Origin of the sequence: Staphylococcus sp. GDY8P45P, from assembly GCF_017892745.1 — a bacterium.
In the GTDB taxonomy this organism is placed as follows: domain Bacteria; phylum Bacillota; class Bacilli; order Staphylococcales; family Staphylococcaceae; genus Staphylococcus; species Staphylococcus cohnii.
Genome location: NZ_JAESLS010000009.1, coordinates 235,971 through 258,068, shown reverse-complemented (window position 1 = coordinate 258,068; position 22,098 = coordinate 235,971). Strand labels below are relative to the sequence as shown.

At 32.5% G+C, this 22,098-nt stretch carries 19 protein-coding genes; 6 read left to right on the top strand and 13 right to left on the bottom strand.

Annotated features, from left to right (window positions below; genetic code table 11):
- Positions 1-8: 8 nt before the first annotated feature.
- Complete coding sequence (locus KA873_RS11085; RefSeq protein WP_107384930.1) at positions 9-1,889, bottom strand: ABC-F family ATP-binding cassette domain-containing protein; 1,881 nt, start codon at positions 1,887-1,889, stop codon at positions 9-11.
- 112 nt (positions 1,890-2,001) lie between these two features.
- On the opposite strand from KA873_RS11085, the gene KA873_RS11080 reads away from it, so the two are divergent.
- On the top strand, positions 2,002-2,820 hold the full coding sequence (locus KA873_RS11080; protein WP_107384929.1) for a ZIP family metal transporter: 819 nt from the start codon (positions 2,002-2,004) through the stop codon (positions 2,818-2,820).
- A gap of 494 nt (positions 2,821-3,314) precedes the next feature.
- Here the strand turns inward: KA873_RS11080 and ltaS are convergent, their stop codons facing one another.
- From ltaS to KA873_RS11045, 7 genes are all read right to left on the bottom strand, one after another.
- Positions 3,315-5,255 carry a polyglycerol-phosphate lipoteichoic acid synthase LtaS gene (gene ltaS / locus KA873_RS11075; protein WP_107384927.1) on the bottom strand — a complete coding sequence of 647 codons (1,941 nt, stop codon included), beginning with the start codon at positions 5,253-5,255 and terminating at the stop codon, positions 3,315-3,317.
- 975 nt (positions 5,256-6,230) lie between these two features.
- Positions 6,231-7,235 carry a 5-oxoprolinase subunit C family protein gene (locus KA873_RS11070; RefSeq protein ID WP_107384448.1) on the bottom strand — a complete coding sequence of 335 codons (1,005 nt, stop codon included), beginning with the start codon at positions 7,233-7,235 and terminating at the stop codon, positions 6,231-6,233.
- Entirely contained in the window at positions 7,223-7,930 is a 708-nt protein-coding gene (gene pxpB / locus KA873_RS11065) for a 5-oxoprolinase subunit PxpB (protein WP_119517615.1), read from the bottom strand. The genes KA873_RS11070 and pxpB overlap by 13 nt, the downstream gene beginning before the upstream one ends.
- Positions 7,931-7,962: 32 nt before the next feature.
- Positions 7,963-8,166, bottom strand: a complete 204-nt coding sequence (locus tag KA873_RS11060) for a hypothetical protein (RefSeq protein WP_213014055.1) — start codon at positions 8,164-8,166, stop codon at positions 7,963-7,965.
- A gap of 198 nt (positions 8,167-8,364) precedes the next feature.
- Positions 8,365-8,973 (bottom strand): aminotransferase class IV, encoded by a 609-nt coding sequence (locus KA873_RS11055; protein ID WP_210140380.1) that lies wholly within the window; start codon positions 8,971-8,973, stop codon positions 8,365-8,367.
- Positions 8,973-10,112 carry a chorismate-binding protein gene (locus KA873_RS11050; RefSeq protein WP_107386255.1) on the bottom strand — a complete coding sequence of 380 codons (1,140 nt, stop codon included), beginning with the start codon at positions 10,110-10,112 and terminating at the stop codon, positions 8,973-8,975. Before KA873_RS11050 ends, KA873_RS11055 begins: the two co-directional genes overlap by 1 nt.
- Entirely contained in the window at positions 10,096-10,689 is a 594-nt protein-coding gene (locus KA873_RS11045) for an anthranilate synthase component II (RefSeq protein WP_210140379.1), read from the bottom strand. Before KA873_RS11045 ends, KA873_RS11050 begins: the two co-directional genes overlap by 17 nt.
- A 250-nt stretch (positions 10,690-10,939) precedes the next feature.
- Between KA873_RS11045 and queC the strand changes: the two genes are divergently transcribed.
- The 5 genes from queC to KA873_RS11020 all read left to right on the top strand — a co-directional run bounded on the left by queC (position 10,940) and on the right by KA873_RS11020 (position 13,901).
- Entirely contained in the window at positions 10,940-11,611 is a 672-nt protein-coding gene (gene queC / locus KA873_RS11040) for a 7-cyano-7-deazaguanine synthase QueC (RefSeq protein WP_107384454.1), read from the top strand.
- 1 nt (position 11,612) lies between these two features.
- A complete protein-coding gene (gene queD, locus KA873_RS11035) occupies positions 11,613-12,038 on the top strand; it encodes a 6-carboxytetrahydropterin synthase QueD (RefSeq protein WP_107384455.1) in 426 nt (141 codons plus the stop codon).
- Entirely contained in the window at positions 12,031-12,747 is a 717-nt protein-coding gene (gene queE / locus KA873_RS11030; protein WP_107504983.1) for a 7-carboxy-7-deazaguanine synthase QueE, read from the top strand. Before queD ends, queE begins: the two co-directional genes overlap by 8 nt.
- A 242-nt stretch (positions 12,748-12,989) precedes the next feature.
- On the top strand, positions 12,990-13,583 hold the full coding sequence (locus tag KA873_RS11025; RefSeq protein WP_107384457.1) for a hypothetical protein: 594 nt from the start codon (positions 12,990-12,992) through the stop codon (positions 13,581-13,583).
- A 63-nt stretch (positions 13,584-13,646) separates the two neighbouring features.
- Entirely contained in the window at positions 13,647-13,901 is a 255-nt protein-coding gene (locus KA873_RS11020; protein WP_107384458.1) for a GlsB/YeaQ/YmgE family stress response membrane protein, read from the top strand.
- 545 nt (positions 13,902-14,446) lie between these two features.
- Here the strand turns inward: KA873_RS11020 and KA873_RS11015 are convergent.
- From KA873_RS11015 to KA873_RS10995, 5 genes are all read right to left on the bottom strand, one after another.
- Positions 14,447-15,547 (bottom strand): glycosyltransferase family 2 protein, encoded by a 1,101-nt coding sequence (locus KA873_RS11015; protein WP_107384459.1) that lies wholly within the window; start codon positions 15,545-15,547, stop codon positions 14,447-14,449.
- 534 nt (positions 15,548-16,081) lie between these two features.
- Entirely contained in the window at positions 16,082-16,921 is an 840-nt protein-coding gene (locus tag KA873_RS11010; RefSeq protein ID WP_119517610.1) for an aldo/keto reductase, read from the bottom strand.
- Positions 16,922-17,179: 258 nt separating this feature from the next.
- Complete coding sequence (locus tag KA873_RS11005; protein WP_210140378.1) at positions 17,180-18,532, bottom strand: hemolysin family protein; 1,353 nt, start codon at positions 18,530-18,532, stop codon at positions 17,180-17,182.
- Positions 18,533-18,830: 298 nt separating this feature from the next.
- Complete coding sequence (gene nagA / locus KA873_RS11000) at positions 18,831-19,991, bottom strand: N-acetylglucosamine-6-phosphate deacetylase (protein ID WP_107384461.1); 1,161 nt, start codon at positions 19,989-19,991, stop codon at positions 18,831-18,833.
- A gap of 169 nt (positions 19,992-20,160) precedes the next feature.
- The gene (locus tag KA873_RS10995) at positions 20,161-22,098 is read right to left on the bottom strand and encodes a PTS fructose transporter subunit IIABC (protein ID WP_107384462.1); all 1,938 of its coding nucleotides are present in this window, start codon (positions 22,096-22,098) and stop codon (positions 20,161-20,163) included.

Sequence of the window (22,098 nt, the reverse complement as noted above, 5' to 3'; positions counted from 1 at the left end):
ATAATCCCTCATTGTTCTTTTAATTCTTCAAGTTCGCTCCATCTTGTTATATCTTCTTCATACAACATATTAAGATTTTGTTGTTCTTCATTTAATTCTTTTACTTTAGCATAATCAGAACTTGCTTCAACCATTTCTTGCTCGATTTCTTCTAATCTGTGCTCGGTTGTTTCAATACGCGCAATAATTGTTTCATATTCTTGTTTTTCTTTATACGATAAACCTTTTTTCTTTTTCTTTTCATACGTTGGTTTCACTTTAGCTTGTTGTTTTTCTTGCGTTTGTAATTTATCTATCTCTTTTTTATATGCTTCATAGTCATCAAAATTTCCTATGATACGTTCTATTTTTCCATCATGAATATACCAAAATTCTTGAGCAACTTTATTTAAAAAGTAGCGATCATGACTCACCGTGATAACTGTGCCGCCAAACGTATCGATATAATCTTCTAAAATAGTTAACGTTTCTGTATCTAAATCATTTGTTGGTTCATCTAATAATAAAACATTAGGTTGATGCACTAATAATTTTAATAAATACAATCTTTTTTGTTCTCCACCTGATAATTTGTAAACTTTTTTACCATGTGTTGCACTTGGGAATAAAAAGCGTTCTAATAATTGCGTAACTGACACAGCAGTTCCATCTTTTTCTTTCGCTACTTCACTTTCTTCACGCAAATAATCAATCATTCTGATGTCCCGGTCTAAACGTGCTTCAGTCTGTCTGAAATAAGCAACTTTAACAGTTTGACCAACTTTCAATTCCCCTTCGAACGCTTGGTCATCACCATTCAAAATATTCAACAATGTTGTTTTACCAGCACCATTTGGTCCGACGATACCAATTTGTTGTCCATTTTGAATAATTTCAGTGACATGTTCAAACAATATTTTATCGCCGATACATTTTGACACGTTATCAAGTTCAAAAACTTGTTTACCTAAACGTGAATACGCAAGATTTAAAGATGCTTTATCTTGTTGTTGTTGGTTTTTCACATCGTGTTCTAAATCTTTAAATCTATTTTTTCGTGCTTGTTGTTTTGTAGAACGCGCTTTTACTCCTGCACGCATCCAAGCTAATTCTTGTTTATATAATGCGCGCTGTTTCGCTTGTTGTTTTTGCTCAACAACTTCATTTTCAGCACGTTGTGCAATGTAATCTTCATAATTACCTGGATAAGTAGTTAATTTACCACGATCTAATTCAATAATGCGAGATGATACTTCATTTAAAAAGTAACGATCATGTGTTACAAACAGCACTGTATGCGGATACTGTTTAACATAATTAATTAACCAGTTGATTGACTCAAAATCTAGATGGTTCGTAGGTTCATCCAGAAGTAATAAATCTGGTTGCTCTATAAGTGTTTTAGCAAGACCAACACGTTTTTGTTGCCCACCTGAAAGTTCTCTCACTTTTTTAGTCGTATCATTGATGCCTAGCTTTGATAAAATAGTCTTAATTTCAGCACTATAATCCCAAGCTTGATATGTATCCATTGCTTCTTGTGCTTGCATCATTTGTTGAAAATCTGTCTCATTCTGCGTCTCACTATATTTTGTTACAGCAGCTTCATATGAGCGAATCACCTGAAGTGTCTTTGTCTCTGACGTTAATACCGCTTCAAAAACAGTTAAATCTCCTTCAAACTCTTGTTTTTGAGAAGAATAACGTATGCGATATGCATTAGGATGTGAGACCTCTGCCTCGAAGTCTTCATCCAAACCAGCGATTACTTTTAACAAAGTACTTTTGCCTGTACCATTAATACCTACAAGACCTATTTTTTCTCCTTCAGAAATAGACAGATGTAAATCATCGAAAATGATTTTATCAGCGTAAGATTTATGTAAATGTTCAATTTTGTAGGCTTCCATCGTCCAACATCCTTTTTAATATCGAAAATTATAATTAATTCTGTTAAACTTAATTTCAGTTCTATATATTATACACCTTTTTGAACTCAAATGATACAAGGGAGCGTAGCTTATGTCAGATTTTTTCCAAGACTTACCTCCTTTTATCCAAGCACTAATCGCAGGTATCATCACATGGTTATTGACTGCATTAGGTGCTGCAGCAGTCTTTATATTTAAAAGAGTAAATGATAAAATACTGAATTCAATGCAAGGATTTGCTGCAGGCATTATGATTGCTGCAAGTTTCTGGTCTCTATTACAACCATCAATCGATTACGGTTCTGGATCATCTTTTGCATGGTTACCAGCAGCAATAGGTTTTTTATTGGGCGGTTTTTTTATACGCGCGTTAGATTTAATTATTCCACACATTCACCCAAACACCCAAGACTCTAACCAATACCAAGAAGGTGTAGGAACGAAAAAACTCAATAAAAATACATTACTTGTATTAGCTATTACATTGCATAACATACCAGAAGGTCTTTCTATTGGTGTAGCATTTGGTGGCGTAGTAGCTGGTAATGGCCAAGCAACTTTTTTAGGCGCACTCGGTTTAGCAATTGGTATCGGGATTCAAAACATCCCCGAAGGTGCTGCACTTTCAATGCCTATCAGAGCTGCTGGCGCATCACGATGGAAAGCATTTAACTACGGACAAGCATCTGCAATTGTTGAGCCCATTTTTGCTACAATAGGCGCTGCTGCAGTGCTTTTCATTACGCCTATGTTACCTTATGCACTCGCTTTTGCCGCTGGAGCAATGATATTTGTAGTTGTAGAAGAGCTTATACCAGATTCTCAAGCTAGTAATAACACTGATTTAGCAACATTAAGTTTAATGCTAGGTTTTACTATTATGATGATTTTAGACGTTGCACTTGGATAAAAGGTAAAAGAAAAAGAAATAACTTGGATCCATTTCTTCAAATAAAAATGATGAGTCTGGGACAACCATCTCAAGCTCAAAATAAAGAGGTTAGGACATAAATCCCAGAAAAATAGCACTCAGATGATTTAATTCAATTCATCTGAGTGCCTCTTTTTTATTCAATATTTCGTATTGTTGGCTCGCTTTCCTAGGAGACAGCTTGAGGCTATAGTCTTCAGCTTGTCCTGTTCCCACAAGCGTCTCGCCAGAATACGTCATATTTATACAAGAACTATATATCTCAGGCAATCTTATTTTGAGAATGGGGATTTATCCCCCAGCCCTTTTTAACATTCATTTTTTGCTATTTTAAACGTAAGTGCTGGCTTGAGATATGGATTAATCCGTTATCCTGTCCTTCTTAAACTTCACTATAAAACACCATTCAATACGCTTACATATATAAAAGCCCTAATCCATTATTTAAAATGGATTAGGGCTTAATTTAGTTATTATTTTTTCTCTTGTCCTTTTGGACCTACTTCATATTTATAATCTGATGGTTTCACTTTATCAAAATCAGGGTTATCATAAAATCTCATTAAGTCACCATTTAGGACATCATCGCTCATTTGCAAGTCTTTTTCAGCTTGTTGCTTACGTTTATCAAAATCACTAGGTTTTTCTGTTACTGGCTCATTATTTTTATTATCATATATTCTGCCATTTACATATTTGTAATCTTTCGTTACAAAATCACCATTTCTAAACGGCACAGTATCGTTATGATCTTTTGATAATAAGTCTGTACCCATCATGAGATAATTCTTAGTATCAATACCCATTAAATGTAGTAATGTAGGCATTACATCTGCTTGTCCAGCATAAGTTTTATCAACAGTACCTTCTTTACCAGGGATTTTCAACCAGAAACCTGTACGATTTAAATCTGTAAACTTAGCTGGTGTAATGTCTTCACCTAATAATTTTTCCATTGCTTTGTTATGATTTTCTGAAATACCGTAATGGTCACCGTAAATCATGATAACTGAATCATCATAGACGCCTTTTTTCTTCAATTCATTTACAAATTGTTCTAACGATTCGTCTAAATATCTCGCTGTCTGTACATAACCGTCAACTGTTGAATCACCAGTATTTGGTTTATCAATTGATGCATCTTCTGGAGATAAAGTGAACGGATAATGGTTCGTTAGTGTAATCAAATGACTATAGAAAGGTTCTTTTTCCTTCGCTAAATAATCTGCTGATTCATCAAAGAACTCTTTATCTTTCAGACCTAAATTCTCTTGATTTTCCTCTGACATATCATAGTACGTTGCATCATAGAATTTATCTACGCCAAAGTGTTTATAAACTTGGTCACGGTTCCAGAAAGTTTTATAATCACCGTGCATCACGCTAGATGTGTAACCTTGTTGTTGATGCAAAATCGCTGGTAATGATTGGAACGTATTATCACCTTTAAGTGAGAATGCCGAACCTTGTGGTAAACCATATAAACTATTATCCATTGTAAACTCTGAGTCTGAAGTTTTACCTTGTCCTGTCTGATGGAAGAAGTTTGGATAGTATCTAAAATCTTCATTACCAGTAGAAAGTTTATTTAAGAAAGGTGTAACTTCTTCACCATTTACTTTTTTGTTAATCAAGAAAGTTTGGAAACTTTCTAAGTGTATTTTAATCACATTTTTTTTCTTAGCCGCGCCGAAGTATTCTGGATTCGGCTGTGTTTGCTTTTGTTTCGTATAATTTAAGACTTTAGTTAAATCATCTTCATTTGCTAATGCTTTTTGTTGATTATTTTGTATCGTTTTTACACCATCATAAACTGTGAAGTTATATGGACCTAAGTATTTAACTAAATATTTATGGTCGAATGTACGTGTTAATAATTCCGGACGATCAGATTCAGCAAAAGCTAGGTTTAAGAAAAATAATGCAACAGATGCTGCCATAATCACTGGAACAAATTTTTTGCTAAACACACGCTTGTCTAACCATTTTTGTCTAAATATTAATACAAATAAATAAATGATTGTATCGATAAAGTAAACAAAGTCATACCATTTAAATGAAGCTGATACAGCACCACCCATTGATTCAACATTACCTACTTGATTTAACGTACTGAAAGTCAAGAAGTCTGAGAAGAATCTGAAATATACAACATTTGCGTATAATAAGAAGGTTAAAATAAAACCGCCTATAAAGATAAACCAAAATGCTTTCTTACCTTTGAAGAATAAGAAAATACTCAATACTAATGCAATTAAACTATATGGATTCATTAATAAGATTAAATTTTGAACTAACCCTTTAACACCTAAAGAAAAGTCAACATAGTATGAAAAATACGTTTTAGCAGTAACTGTTAATACAGTTAAAATAAAAAACGCAAAAAGAGTTAGTTTCTTTTTGTGTAGACTCATGTCTGTTCCCCCGATATAAATTAATAAAAGTTGGTGCTAATACCTAGCCCAATTAAAATGCTTTGTAATCATTGTTAATGCGTAGCTTAGATTATCTAACAATGTCTTTATCGTTATTTGCGAAAGTTAAAATTTAAGTAAGAAAAATAGGGCGACATCCTGTATCTTTCCTCTAAAACACATCTTTTTGTCTTTTGTCACTAATTTATTTTTATAAAGTAGCAATTTTTATTTTTAATGAAATTTATTGATTCTTTTTGAAAAATTATATTTGTTGTAATGTAAATTATGTTAATGCATTTTATTATGTTTTACATCGTTTTTACACTGCATTCACTCTGTAACATCCTTGTAATAAAACGATTATAGTTCAATTAATAAATATAAAGCAATTCTTGTCTAATATCAAGTAAAAACACACTTTTTTTAATTAAAAACGCTGATTTAACCGTTTTATGAAGGTATCATTAACCTATTGTGAATACATGATTAAAAGAAGATTAAAATTTAAATTTCCTTTATAATTATACTTGCTCTATTTAATAAATTAATCAGGCCTTGGACCTATTTAGATAATGGTTAATTTATACTGAATGACTTATGTAATTACTTAATCTTATCATATTCAACACGATTACCGTTTATTATACTAGATAAATGAGTTCAAATATTTAAGAATTAATCACTATATCTGAATGTCTATCGAATAATCACTGAATATGTATCACTAAATAAATTTCAGAACTATATTTTAGTCAAACATTTGTCTAAGATTTATGCATATTGAGTAAATCATCTAATGTAAAAAACCTCAGGTAATTTATCACCTAAGGTTTGGATACATTCTAAAATTCATTAACCAAAAGACATATTGATATAATAATTATTTTATGGCTAAAAGATTTTTAATTTTAAATGAACACTTTCGAAACGTATTGCTATACACTAATACGTTTTATTTTTTGATTGCGTATACTATTTTAACATTTCTAATTGCATTCTATACTCAATGCCATGAAACAGTTGATTTAACCAATTGGTATATTTTATTAAATTCTTTTCTGCAGTTTCAACATCTATGAATTGAAACTTCAACTTAGTACCAGGATGTTTTTGGCCTAACTTCGTTAAGTGATAACTGGCGATTGTCCCTATTTGCGGGTAGCTTCCCAATGTGTAATGATCATTTAACAATATAATAGGTGTACCATCCCTCTTAACTTGAATTGTTCCTATTTGTACAGATTGATGTGCAGGCATATCTTCATAAAATGCTTTAACAGGTTGGCCTTCAACATACATGCCCACCCTATTCGCTTTACTTGTCACTTTATACTCCCCATAAGTAAAACGATTTAAAGCATCTTGATTAAAATCTTCTGTTCCTTTGTTTTTAATGACATGAAATACATCTGACATATAATTAAAAGAAAGTGCATAGCCATCTATACCCCAATCTGTTTGATGTGTATGTTCAAGATTCTCAAAAAGTTTATGGTGACGTTCTGTATAATCACGTTTCATATTGATTTCATCGCCTATTTCTAGTTTGCGACCATGAAAACCACCTAGTTTAGACATAAAATCAGTAGAAGTAGAACCCAGCCATTCGTCTAACTCGAACCCTCCACCAACAGCTAAGTAAACTCTTGAGGTCCGTGAAGTCTCTGTAAACTCAAGTACATCACCTTTTTCCATTAAATAAAGTTTATTAGGTAAGACTTTTAAATTAGAGGTTTTAGCTTTAAAACTGCCGCCACTTAATGCGATTAAAGTTGGTTCAGTAAAACGAATACTGGCCATTCTATTGGTCATTTCTAATGTTGCTTCATGTTTATCGTTGGCTACTAGCCGATTAGCAATTTCATGTGATAATGGATCTAAAGCACCACTTGGGATTACACCATTGTGTTCAAAACCGATACGACCAAAATCTTGAAAACTTGAGAACAATCCTTCATTTTCTATTATGATTGACATGGTTTAAATCCTCCTAAATCCAATGCTTCTGCTGTCATAGCTTGAAATTGCACATTATCACCTAATTTTAAAGTCGTAAAATCTGTTTGATGTGGATTAAATAATTCAACTGGCGTATAACCTATCACTAGCCAATCGCCATAAGTATCAATCGTAGTAATACCTGTTTTCTTACCTTCAATGATTACTGATCCCGCAGGAATAAATGCTTTTTTACCACCTGTGTGATTTACAAATAAACGCTTATCCATCCCTGTTAAATATGGAAATCCTGGAGAATAGCCCATCATTGATACGAAAAAGTTCGAATTTGTATGTAATTTTACAAATTTGTCGAAATCCATTTTATAATATTTTAGCAAAGACGCTAAATCTGGACCAAATTCACCACCATATACTACAGGTATTTGAATTGGTTCAGACGCCTCTTCTACATGTTTTATTTCTAATTGCACAGATTGCAACAATGCTTTCATATATAAAAATGGTGATTTTATGTTGTGATGTTTAATCATATCTCTAGCGTCATAGCAAATCATCATATCTGACTCTGTTGGCACAATTTCTGTAATAAAAGGATAATTTTTGTTAACAAGATATGTTTTTAACGCGAGTAGATCGTCAGTTAAATCTTTGGAGACTTCTTTTTCTATAGAAACCACAATTGCTTGGTCACCTTGACTGTATATCTTCATAAATTCACCTCATCTATTGTGTCTATTTGTGACTATCGATAAAATACATTTAATATTTGTGTTAAGTAGCGTATTAATTCTTTAACTAAACCATAGATAAATATCAACTGAATAGCACATGAAATAGTGATGATTAACTTAGTAGCAGAATATTTATGTTGATTCATTAAATAGGTTACATACCATTTTGTAAGGCCGATTAGCGTAATAATTAATAAGATCCAAATCAATATCATTATTTTGCCTCGCTTGCTGACATTAGATTTTTTAAGACTCGTATAACTTTGTTTATCTTAATTCACCTCATACAGTTAAACCATATCTATGTGTGGCATATTTGATACTTCCAACTATTGATATCAAACACACTCGCAACAACGTTTTATCACAATTATTAGAATTAAAATTAATATTTTTCTTATACTTTCTATATTCTATAGATTTATTGTAACATCGGCAACCTCTCTCAAACTATTTATCAGAAAAACTTGAATTTGATTTTGCCTTAACTTGTGCTTAAAATCTGTCAAACTATAATCTTTTTCAATTAATTTACCTTCTTCTATTAACTCTTGTCTCTTACATCCTTTTAAAAAGTCTTCATTATATACTGGTGTATAATAATAATTTCTTTCTTTGATCATAATATTTCCAATATCAAATTCTAATATTTTTCCTGATTTGTCATAGAGTAAGATGAGATCAGTTTCATGATTATGCGCTAAATGATCCCTATTTGTTGTTTTATTCGTAAGTACTCGTTTATCTTGAATTGTGGTTAATGGTACAATTTTTGCCGTAAAGCTATCTTTTTGAGGTAATTCAGCAACTTCATATTTAAAAACACCATTAGGATGTAATATAATTTTCACTCTATAAGTTCCTGTAAAATATAAGCCTTTAATTTCCGAAATCGTTTTGTTCCATTGCTCATCTTCGAAAGTCATTTGGAATTGATTTGCCGAATGTTTTATTCTGTCATAATGATATGTCAGCCTTGAAAAATTGCCAGAATCTAATCGTAATGTTTCAAATAACTGCATTATAATCTCTCCAATATTTTTGTCTTATCTATAAATTCTTGCACTTCAGATTCTGGATTAGAATCAATGGTAATACCTGCTCCAACGCCGTAAACAGCTTTCCCATTAATATATTGAATTGTTCGAATAGGTACATTGAAAATAGATTTCCCATCAGGTAGCAATAAGCCTATAGTTCCACAATAACCATTTCTTGGTGTTTGCTCTAATTGTTTAATATATTTCATTGTATTCAGTTTCGGTGCACCGGTAATTGAACCACAGGGGAAAATGGCTTCTAGAACACGCAATAAACGCATATGATTTGGTAATTGTCCAGTTACCATGGATGTCATTTGATAAACTGTTTGATATCTTTCAATATGAAACGGTTTATATACTTTAACTGTTCCAGTATTGGCTACTCTACTTATATCATTACGCAACAAATCAACAATCATTACATTTTCCGCTCTATCCTTGGTAGAGTTTCTTAATTTTTCAAAATGTTCCTTATCTTCTAATTCTGTTTCTCCCCTAGCTATTGTCCCTTTCATGGGTTTGCTTAATACAATATTTGATTGATTTTTAAAGGGCCCATATTGAAAAAATAACTCTGGTGATAATGATGCAATTTGAACTTCTTCTGTATCAATCAGTGCTGAATAATGGCCATGATTCCCACCCTGTAGTACATGGTAAAGTTCAGAAATCGGACCTTGTATATCATCACTCAATCTCGTTGTATAATTAACTTGATATGTATTGCCTTCAACAATCGCTTTTTGTACTTGTTTTATATGTTCAATCATTTGCGCATGTTCATATTGAAATTCAAAGTTATATTTACGCTGATATGTAACATTTTGCTCATTTATGCCATCGTCTACTGCTTCAAATACATATGCAGCAGCATAAACGAATACCCCATCGGGAGTTACTGTTGCTAACTGATCGTTAAAAAAACTTGCCGCTTCATATGGTAAATATAAAGCTACATACTCCCCTTTGCCTTGATGTAATTCAGCAAATTGAATGACTGCTCCAATGTCCTGCTTTTGATATGCTATTTTTTTACATACACATTGTTTAAATAGGTATTGATAAGTTTCGGTTTGTGTTTCATTTATGTAATATTGATAATTAAATTTTACTTGCATGATGTGCCTCCACACTTTCAATAAATAATTTAATTTGGTCGATACCGTATTCACTCAAAAATGATTCGGGATGGTATTGGACACCATAAACAGCAAATACTCGATGTTCACAAGCCATAATAATCCCTTTATCATTGGTTGCTGTCACGGTTAGCTCTCCAGGAAATGTATGTATATCAGCCATTAATGAATGATAACGCATTACATTAAATGATTTTGGTAAATTTTTAAAAATACCTTTGCCTGTATGCGTAATTAAAGTTGTATGGCCATGGACAGGCTTATAGTTCTTTACGATGTGCCCACCAAAATAAGTAATAATTTGTTGAAATCCTAAACATATACCCAAAATCGGTACATGGTTCATAAATTGTGTTATGACTTCATTTAAAATCGGATAATCTGACGGCGTTCCCGGTCCTGGCGATATTACAATTACTGACGGTTTCATATTGATCAGCTTTTCTATATTAATTTCGTCCACATCAATCACTGTGATTGCCTCTGAATAACATTGTTTGAGATAGTCCACGATATTATAGGTAAATGAGTCTTTATTATCGATTACAAGTAGCATTGAATCACCTCAATTATAATTATATATTGTTCTAATATAGTCATTATCCCAAATCTCAACTTGATTTTACAGCTTAAATGTATTATTCTAGTCACGGTATAAATATAACAGAGGTTTCTAGCTGACACCCTCTATAAAAAACTAGACACTTGAACGACGTCTATCTTTTTATAGAGATAGGCGTTTTTTTATGGCGTCATAAGTTTTATATGGCAAAGCTAGCACGATATTTTAAGGAGTGTAAACTATAATGACACAACAGCCATTAAACAATAATAAAGCCATCGTCGTTTTTAGCGGGGGCCAAGACAGTACAACCTGTTTATTTTGGGCAAAAAAACATTTTGATGAAGTAGTCTTAGTAACTTTTGAATATGGACAAAGGCACGATACAGAAATTCAAGTTGCAAAACAAATCGCCAAGGAGCAAGCAGTCGAACACCATGTACTTGATATGTCACTATTATCTCAACTCACTCCTAATGCACTCACACAACATGACATCGATATAGATGAAGATGAAGACGGTATGCCAAACACTTTTGTACCTGCACGTAACTTGTTGTTCTTATCATTTGCTGGCGCCCTAGCTTATCAAACAAATACAAAACATATTATCACAGGCGTATGTGAAACAGACTTTTCTGGTTACCCTGATTGTCGGGATAACTTTATAAAGTCAATGAACGTTACACTTTCGCTCTCTATGGATAAAGATTTCGTTATTCATACACCGTTAATGTGGCTTGATAAGAAACAAACATGGGCATTGAGTGATGAGCTCGGTGTATTAGACTATGTTAGAAATCGAACGTTAACTTGTTATAACGGTATTATTGGTGAAGGTTGCGGCGAATGCCCTGCCTGTAAATTACGCGCACGTGGTCTTAATGCTTATTTAAAAGAAAAAGGAGCGAATTAATATGTTCCAACAAAATTATCCGAGTGTGAACCACAATTACCAATTTGAACTTAATAAGGATTTTAATTTTTCAGCTGCACATTATATCCCAAGTGAAGACGCTGGAAAATGCATGCGTACGCATGGACATACTTATTTTGTCAACTTAACAATCGGTGGAGATACCGTAGACCATAATGGATTTTTAGTGAATTTTAGTGAATTGAAGCAACTCGTTCACGGACAATTCGACCACCAATTATTGAATGAGTTACCTCAATTTGAAGGTAAAAGTCCATCGACTGAAATTGTTGCACAAACGATATATGAGATGGTCCAATCCTCATTAGATCAAAGACCAAACAAACCACAATGCTTACAAGTTTATGTTAGAGAAACGCCAACAAGTTATGTCATATATCGACCAAAGGAGCTAAATGATGAGTAAAATACCTGTGCTTGAAATTTTTGGTCCAACGATACAAGGTGAAGGCCGTGTAATCGGTCGTAAAACCATGTTTGTACGTACAGCCGGATGTGATTACCGTTGTAGTTGGTGTGACTCCAGTTTTACATGGGATGGCAGTGCTAAAGAAGAAATACGCATGATGGATGCAACAGAGATTTATGAGAAATTATATGACATTGCAGGTGAATCATTTAACCACGTAACAATTTCAGGAGGTAATCCAGCTTTAATAAAAGGTATTCAAGCCTTAGTCGATTTATTCGAAGAAAAAGGTATACAAAGCGCTTTAGAAACCCAAGGAAGCAAATTCCAGCCATGGATGACACAAATTGATGATTTAACAATTAGTCCAAAACCACCTAGTTCAATGATGAAACCAAATTTACCTATATTAGATGATGTCATTGCTAAATGTAAGCCAGAAACACTCAATCTCAAAATAGTTATTTTTGATGACGATGACTTTGAATTCGCAAAAATGATTCATCATAGATATCCTAATGTGCCATTTTATTTACAAGTTGGGAATCCATATCTAGATGGAGAATATGTCGAATCTCATACAGAAAAGTTACTTTCACTATATGAAGCCCTTGTCAATCGTGTTATGGATAGTAGTGACATGAATAATGTATATGTATTACCTCAATTACACACTTTACTTTGGAGTAATAAAAAAGGTGTTTAAATTGAGTAAATCAACCGATTCGTTGTATAATGCTCTTTGTCTATACAATAAACCGGTTTTTCTTTTGTACATTAAATATAGCAATGATTGTCACTGTAAATATAATTATTAAAAATAATAACATTTTTACAATATGTCGGATAATGACTTATAATTTTTTAAAACATCAACTGTTATTAAATGATTAAATCTAACTTAATTGATATAATGTTGCAGTGAAGTATCTAGGTTAGGAGAGCAACATGCTAATAAATATAATCATAAATATAGCTACGGTAGTAATCATACTCGGTATTGATTTATATCGTCAGAATTTCAAACAACTTAAGTTTAGCTCTATTCTTTTATCAATAACTATTAACAGTATCATCAATTTAGTCTTTGTTGGTAAATACGATTACATAACATTCTACACTTGCACCCAATTGATTATTTGGACATTATTGCAATTGTATCTCAATAAAAAAACAAAAACATATGTGATAACTGATCAAAAATTTATCGGTTTTATTTTAACGATTATCATGAGTACGTCTTTAATCCTTTCATTCGATACAAGTAAAGATTCTTACTATATGTCCATTCCGTATTTAGCTCCAGCTATTTTTCTCATAGGTGCAACTTTATTGTTCTATAGTACATTCCAAACACATGAAAAAGAACAAATTAAAATCTTGAATCGTATTCGAAAACCAGTAGTGATTGGGCAAATTATTATTGTATTATCTTTTACAATCATGCCTTTATTAACACCTTATTGGTATGCCTTTATTATTGTACATTTATTATTCTTACTTTTTTTATTATGGCAGAATATATTTTTTTCAAAAAAATGATTAGCAAATTATATTTTGTGGTATGTAGTAATTGATGATGATATTTAAAAAGGAGGTATACTTATGTTTGGATTTATTATTATGTTAATTGTCGGCGGTTTGATTGGCTGGATTGCTGGTGGTATCGTCGGTAAAGATATCCCAGGAGGTATTTTAGGTAATATTATTGCTGGTATCGTAGGTTCTGCACTAGGTTCATGGATATTAGGTGATTGGGGTTGGCACTTAGGCGGTATCGCTATCTTCCCTGCACTACTTGGAACAATTATTCTTGTTGCCCTTTTATCATTTATTTTGGGTAAATTACGTAAAAAATAATTGGTTTGTTAAATTTTTAGTTTTAAAAGAAATTCCTGAAACTTAATGTCATAGTTTCTATATCGACAGAAGATGACTATATAGTGAAAGCACTCAGGAATACTAAAATCTAAAACAAAAATAAGCGTCAATTTCTATTAACATACTATAGAAATTGGCGTTTTTTGTTTTTTAAAGTGTTATTATCTTGAGGGTTTATGATCTATCTTTCGTAAAATGTCATTCGTATAAACCTTAGTTATTGTTTCACTTTGTGTGTATGGGTTCAACAATAACCTAAAATCTAAAACAACCTTTATAAAACTAAACATTACTTCTGTATCAAAATTTCTTTGACTATAACATTTTTATTTTTGCTTTTAAGAGTATTTAACTAATTTGGCTCTTATACAATTTTGTAATGTGCTAATGCTTGAGATTGATATGCGTGAAAGACTACAGCCTCAAATCATATCTCCAAGCATGTAAGGTCAAAATCGTGATAATCATTCTGTTTATACACAAAGCCCTCAACCTACGCTTTTAGCATAGACTGAGAGCTAGAATTACCTGTGTTTAACGAGCGTCTTATTTTTTTCAGTTTCCACCTTATGTGACGGTACATAAAAATGCTCTTCTCTATTTATTCTGTTTTCATTATTTTCTTCTGTTTCTTCTGGATATTCAGACATTTCTATTTCAGAGCCCAGTCCTGTTGTTTTGTGTATTGGTTTCAAATTAGTTACTTGAACAATATATTTTGGGCGCTGTTTTACTTCATAATATATCCTACCGATATATTCGCCTACAATACCTATTGAAATAAGTTGGATACCTCCAAGTAATAAAATAGCTGCAATTGTTGAAAAGTACCCTGGTGTTTTCACACCATTAATCATAATATTACCAAAACTAAATACAATATAAAGTAGACTCACAAAAAATACGATAAGTCCTAAATAAATCATAGCCCGTAACGGCTTATTATTAAATGAAATCAAGCCATCTATTCCATAGTTTAATAATTTACCAAATGACCATTTAGATGTACCTTCTTCTCTTTCAACGTTTTCATAAGTGAAAACCTTAGTATTATAACCTATCCATTCATACAATCCTTTTGAAAAACGATTATATTCATTTAACGATGTTAGTGAGTGTAGTGCGCGTTGACTAAGCAACCTAAAATCTCCAACGCCATCTTCTAATTTAATATCCTCAACAAAGTGATTAATCATTTTATAATAACATTTAGTTAAAAATTTTCTCGAACGTTTTTCACCTGTTCTATCACGTTTTGCGACGACTTGATCATAGCCATCCAAATAACTATCAATCATCTGTGGTATAAGCTCTGGCGGGTGCTGTAAATCAGCATCAATCATCACAACAGCATCACATTCCACACTGTGTTGGAAACCGGCTATCATCGCTGATTCTTTACCGAAATTCCTACTGAACGAAATATATTTCACATGTTCATCATGAGCTGCCATTTCTTGAATATAATTAATCGTTTTATCATGGCTACCATCATCTACAAATAGTAAATCATAGTTATAGTGACGGTTAAGACTATCTTTTTCTAGTATTTCAGTTAACCTATGGTATGTTTTTAATATTACTTCACCTTCGTTATAACATGGCACTATAACTCTTATCTGCATAATAAACACCTTCATTTCAATTACTTCAATTTCACTTTACCAATAATTACAGTTATTTCGCCATTCTTTTCATTTAGATTTACATAATTTTTATATTTCCTTAATATTCAATTATAAAACTTACACGCTTTTAAAAAAATTGCTAAAACAGAGAACATCAATGATTTGTATAATAAAGAAAATCTAAAATACAATTTTCAAATTTTTCTAATAAAACAGATTATATATATATACATAAATATTGCTCTATATCTTTTTTGTAAAAAGTTGTAACTTTGTCCATCTAGTTTATCAACTATTTGTCAGAAATGGAAACAAAACCTAATATTAGTAAAATTAAAAAAATAAGATAGAGAATTAAGTGTCATTAAAACAATTCTCTATCTTACACGATATAAAATAATCGGCTTACAACCTTTTAGGAATATGTTACAGAAGATAGACCATTGATTATAATTGCCACTTATTAATTTTGTAATTATTATTCAGCAACACATGCTGATAAAACGATTTAAACTTGCTACTTTAAATAAATTATTTCAAATCACCTATACGCACTTGATCAGGATCTTTACCTTGACGTGCATCTCGATTTAGATTATCGATTTCAGCAATGTCTGTTAATTCTAAATTAAAATCAAAAATTTCATAATTTTCTTTAATACGTTTTGGCGTTTTAGATTTAGGTATAATCAAACGGTTATGTGCTAAATGCCAACGCAACACGATTTGCGCAGGTGTTTTACTATAACGTTCGGCAATATCAACAATGATAGGATGTTCAAGTAAACCTTGGTTTCGCATGAGCGGCATCCAAGCTGTCACGGCGATATCATGCTTATCACAAAAATCTTGTAATTCATGCTGATTGAAATAAGGATGTACCTCCACCTGATTTACTGTAGGCGTAATTTCTGTCTCAGCCATCAATTTTTCTAAATGATGTTGCTTAAAGTTACATACACCAATTGCGCGTATTCGACCTTCTTTGTATAATTTTTCCATCGCTCTATATGTTTCAATAAAAAGTCCATCTTCTTCACATGGCCAATGTATTAAAAATAAATCTAAATAATCAGTGCCTAAATTCTCTATAGATTTTGTGAAAAATTCAATTGTTTTATTATATCCTTGATAATCATTCCATATCTTTGAAGTAATAAACAATTCAGAACGAGGTACATCGGATTTTTTCAAAGCGTTGCCTAATGCAATTTCATTTTTATAAAAGTAAGCTGTATCAAAAGCACGGTAACCGATATCTAAAGCGCTAGATATCGCTTTTTCCATTTCCTCATCAGTGATTTTGTAAACACCCAAACCGATTTTCGGCATAGGATAACCATTATTTAAATAATATGTATCTTCTATCATAAATTTATCCTCCTCTTTATTAGTATAAATATATATTTTCATCCTTTAAATAAAAAAACCCTATTCACATAATTTTTCTATTAAGATGATTATAAAAAAACTGGGACATTGATTGATGTCCCAGTTTTTGCAATACTTACTCATTTTTATAATACAAGTTGTATGCGTATGGTGCAAAATATATGGTGATATTTTGCTAGCAAATGATAATTGCTATGTTAAAAACTCAAACATCACTGAATTATCATCATTCGCAGCTTAATTATCACTATTTTCTTCGTCTTCATCTTCTTCTCGAGTTGGACGTGTTTCATGATATTCAAACTCTAAGATAACATTGATAATTTGATGATTATCCACTTCCGATATTACCCAACGATCATATTGTGTATCTACATAATCATTTGGTTGTAAGTTGGTATTATGTGCTTGTAACCAACCACCAATTGTATCTATATCTTCAGAATCCTCAAATTCAATACCAAATTGATCGTTTAGATCATCTAATAACACTCTACCGTTAATTTGGTATTTATTATCACTTAGTCTGAGAACATCATTGACTTCATCATCGTCAAACTCATCACGAATTTCACCGACAATTTCTTCTAATATATCTTCCATGGTTAAAATACCTGCAGTACCACCATATTCATCAATAATTAAACTAATGTGAACATGTTCGCGCTGCATTCTGATAAGCGCATCACTGATTCTAGTAGTTTCGGAAATCATTGGCAAATCGTGGATATAGTTACTTGCTTTCATCGGTTTACCAGAAGCATACTCGGTTAAAAATTCTTTTACGTTAATAAACCCTTTTACATGGTCTTTATCGCCATCTTCTGTAATTGGATAACGCGTGAATTGATGTTCTTTAATTGTTTCTAATAATTCATCTACATTAAATGGCTCATTTAGTGTAACCATTTGTGTACGCGGTACCATGATATCCTTAGCATGTCTTTCATCAAAAGAAAAGATATTTTGCATATATGCTAATTCTGTTTGATTGATTTCTCCGCCATTATAACTATTATTTATTATAATTTTTATTTCTTCTTCTGACATAGCATCATTATTTGCATCAGGATCCACACCAAACATACGAATAATCATTCTTGCTGAACCATTCATTAACCAAATTAATGGCTTCATTATAAATCCGAAATAATATAGCGTTCTAGCATAAAATAGTGCCAATTTTTCGGTATATTGGATAGCAAGCGTTTTCGGTGCTAATTCACCCAAGACAACATGCAAATATGTCACAATGATAAACGCTACTATAAATGAAAAAGTTGTCGTTAGTGCTTCAGGTAAATGGATTAATTCAAATAATGGGTGTAGCAACTTGTTAAATGTTGGTTCACCTAACCAACCTAATCCTAAAGATGTCACGGTAATACCCAATTGACATGCTGATAAGTAATAGTCTAAGTTTTTAATCATCTTTTTAACAACACGTGCACTACCGTTGCCTTCTGTTGCAAGTTGTTCAATCCTAGTAGTACGCACTTTAACTAATGCGAATTCTGATCCTACGAAGACTGTAGTTAATGCTATTAAAAAAAAGAATATTACTAAATTTATTATGGTCACTGTTTCCAATTAGTTCCCTATTTCTAGGGATTCACCTCCAAATTTTGTGTCACAATAGGTGACTGCTTATAAAATATTATATAATTGTTAAAGTTTGTATTATATGCTAAATCCTTCCCATTGTAACACCTCCCTAAAAATACGCATTTCTTTTATTTTATCATAATAGTTGTTTCGAAAGTAATTTATACATATTAAAATTTATATTCACCTAATGTACCATTTAAACGCAAAATTACCTTCGCGTCAACTTTCTAAATTTTACATCATTTGTCCTAAATAATATTTATTTATTCTAAAATAATGATTACTTAAGAAATTGATGTATTTCACCATTTTTGATAGTTGTTTGAACTTCAATATCATCGTTCACGATGACAATATCTGCATCTTTACCCGCTTTTAAGCTACCTTTTTTATCGTCAATGTTTAAAGCAATTGCCTGATTCAAACTAGTGACACGCCATAGATTATCCAATGAATCACCTGTAAATTTAAGAAGATTATGCAAACCAGTATTCATTTTTAAAATACTTCCTGCTAATGCTCCTGAAACTAAACGTGCTTCTGAGTCTTTTACGATGACATTTTGGCCACCTAAATCATATTCTCCATCTGGCATGCCTTTTGCTCGCATAGCATCTGTAATTAAATAGAAATGTTCATTTCCTTTTTGTTTATATGCGATATTTACAGCAGCAGGATGTGAGTGAATCCCATCGACAATAACTTCAGTGTTCAATTTATCATTAACCCATGCCGCACCGAATAGTCCTGGTTCTCTATGTTCAAAAGGTGTACCAGCATTATATAAATGCGTTACGTGTTTGGCGCCGTTTTCCACCGCTTCATTGCTCTCATCAAATGTCGCAACTGTATGTCCAATTGAAAATATAATTTGATCTTTAAAAGCTGCCAATGTTTCTTTAGCGCCATCGACTTCAGGTGCAAATGTGATAACTTTGATGTGATTGTTCGCTATATTTTGGAAGTATTTTAATTTTTCCACTGAAGGCCGTTGGACATAACCAGGATTTTGCGCGCCTACTTTATGTTCAGAAATAAACGGACCTTCTAAATGGATACCCACAATTTCAGCTGTATTTAACGTATCTTGTTGTGTTTGATATGCAGCTATATTTTTGAGCGCATTTGTAATATTCTCATCTGATTGTGTCATTGTAGTTGCTAAATAACTCGTTGTACCTTCAGATAACAATGACTCTGACAAATGTTTTAAGCCCGTCATCGATGCATCCATTGCATCTTCCCCGTAACCACCATGCATATGAATATCAATAAAACCAGGTAGAATATGATGCCCTTGTGCATCTATCGTTTGTAAATCACCTTCATACTTTCCTACACCTAAACCAGCAATTTTACCAGATTTAATGATGATATAACCGCAATCAATGGTTTCAGTTTCAGTATATATTCGTCCATTTTCAATTACATATTCAACCATTTATATTACCTTCTTTTCAATTATTTTGGGTTAAAATTTTCTTGCATCACTTGTAATTTATTTTACCAAATTCAACGCTTATATTATATTCAAAAGCAAATAATAAAAAACCAGAAGTTTCACTCAATCATGAGTTTCTTCTGGCTTTTCATTATGAATCTCTGTAATTTTAATCATTCATCGCTTCTGAATTTTGTATCTCTTCTTTAGTTAATTTTGGTTTTAACATACCATAAATAACTGCTGCTATGATAGCTCCAATAATGATTGCTATCAATGATTGCAATACGTGACTAAAGTCTGTTCCTAATATAACAATAATACCACCATGTGGTGCTTGAATGGATGATCCTAAGCCTAATGCAATTGCACCTGCTACACCTGAACCAACCATCATAGACGGGATTACACGAATAGGGTCAGCTGCGGCAAAAGGTATTGCTCCTTCAGTAATAAAGGATAATCCCATCACATAGTTTGGAACAATAGAACCTTTTTGTTCTTTAGTGAATTTTTTACGGAACAGTAACATTGCTGTTGCAATAGCAATCGGTGGCACCATACCGCCAATCATCGCTGCTGTAATTGGTGCTGCATTACCTTCTGTCAATGCAGCTACAGCGAATACGTAAGCTGCTTTATTAAATGGACCTCCCATATCAATAGCCATCATCGCACCAATAACAAGTCCTAATAACATAATATTAGTACCTGACAAACTTTGTAATCCATTCAGCAATAAATTATTTAACCAAGATGCTGGAGGATTTAAAACATAAATCATCAGTAAACCTGTTATAGATACAGAGAATACTGGGAAAATTAAAGTTGGTTTTAAACCTTCTAGAGATTGTGGCATACCATTTGTTAATTTCTTGATGCCTAATGTTAAATAACCTGCTAAGAAACCTGCAAGTATGCCGCCGATAAAGCCTGAATCACCTGTACTAGCTAACAAACCACCAACCAAACCAGCTGCAAAACCTGGTTTATCCGCAATACTACGTGCTATATAACCAGCAAGTATAGGAATAATTAACATAAAGGCGCTCTTGTTACCTATATTCCACAATTGTTCTGCGAATGCGTTGTAATCTGAACTTTTTGGATCAAACGAGTTTGCACCAAACAAGAACACGATAGCCATTAAAATACCACCAGCTATAACAAGTGGTAACATATTAGAAACACCGTTCATCAAATGTTTATAAATTGTCTTGCCCACACCTTGTTTTTCATTACTTTCTGATTGTACTTTACTTGAATCAGCACTCGCTACAAACGGTTTACGAGAAGTATCTTGAGCAATATTAATTAATTCTTCTGGGCGTTTAATACCATCAGCTACCGGTACTTCAACAACATTCTTACCATTAAAACGCGCTGTTTCAACATGTACATCTGCCGCTACAATAACACCAGTAGCACGTTCGATATCTTCATTCGTGAGATGATTTTTTATACCGCCAGATCCATTTGTTTCTACTTTTATTTTAACGCCCATTTTTTCAGCTTGTTTTTTCAAAGCATCTCGAGCCATATAAGTATGTGCTATACCCGTTGGACAAGCTGTAACTGCTAATATATAGGGTTCATTTGTGTCAGCTGGTGCAACAGAGCTTTCAGTATCTTCTTCTACTTCTTCTGTAGCTTCATCATCAGCTTTATCAATGATTTGTAACACAGATTGAGGAGACGTTGCATTTAGTAAATCTTCTCGTACTTTATCATCCATTAAAATACCTGATAGTTTTGCTAATGCATCTAAATGCGTTTGTGCGCCACCTTCTGGAGCCGCAATCATAAAGAACAAATGCGCCGGTTGCATATCTAAACTTTGATAATCTACACCCGCTTTAGATTTACCAAAAGCGATGGCAGGCGTATCTACCGCTGCTACTTTAGCATGTGGTATCGCAATACCTTCTCCAATACCAGTCGTACTTTGCGCTTCACGGTTATAAATAGCTTCTTTAAAAACTGATACATCGTTTAATTTCTTTGCTTTATCCAGTTGATTCACTAATTCGTCTATGACACCATTCTTATCAGTTGATGAAAGATCCATAGCTATTGTCTCTTGAGTTAATAACTCTGTAATTCTCAT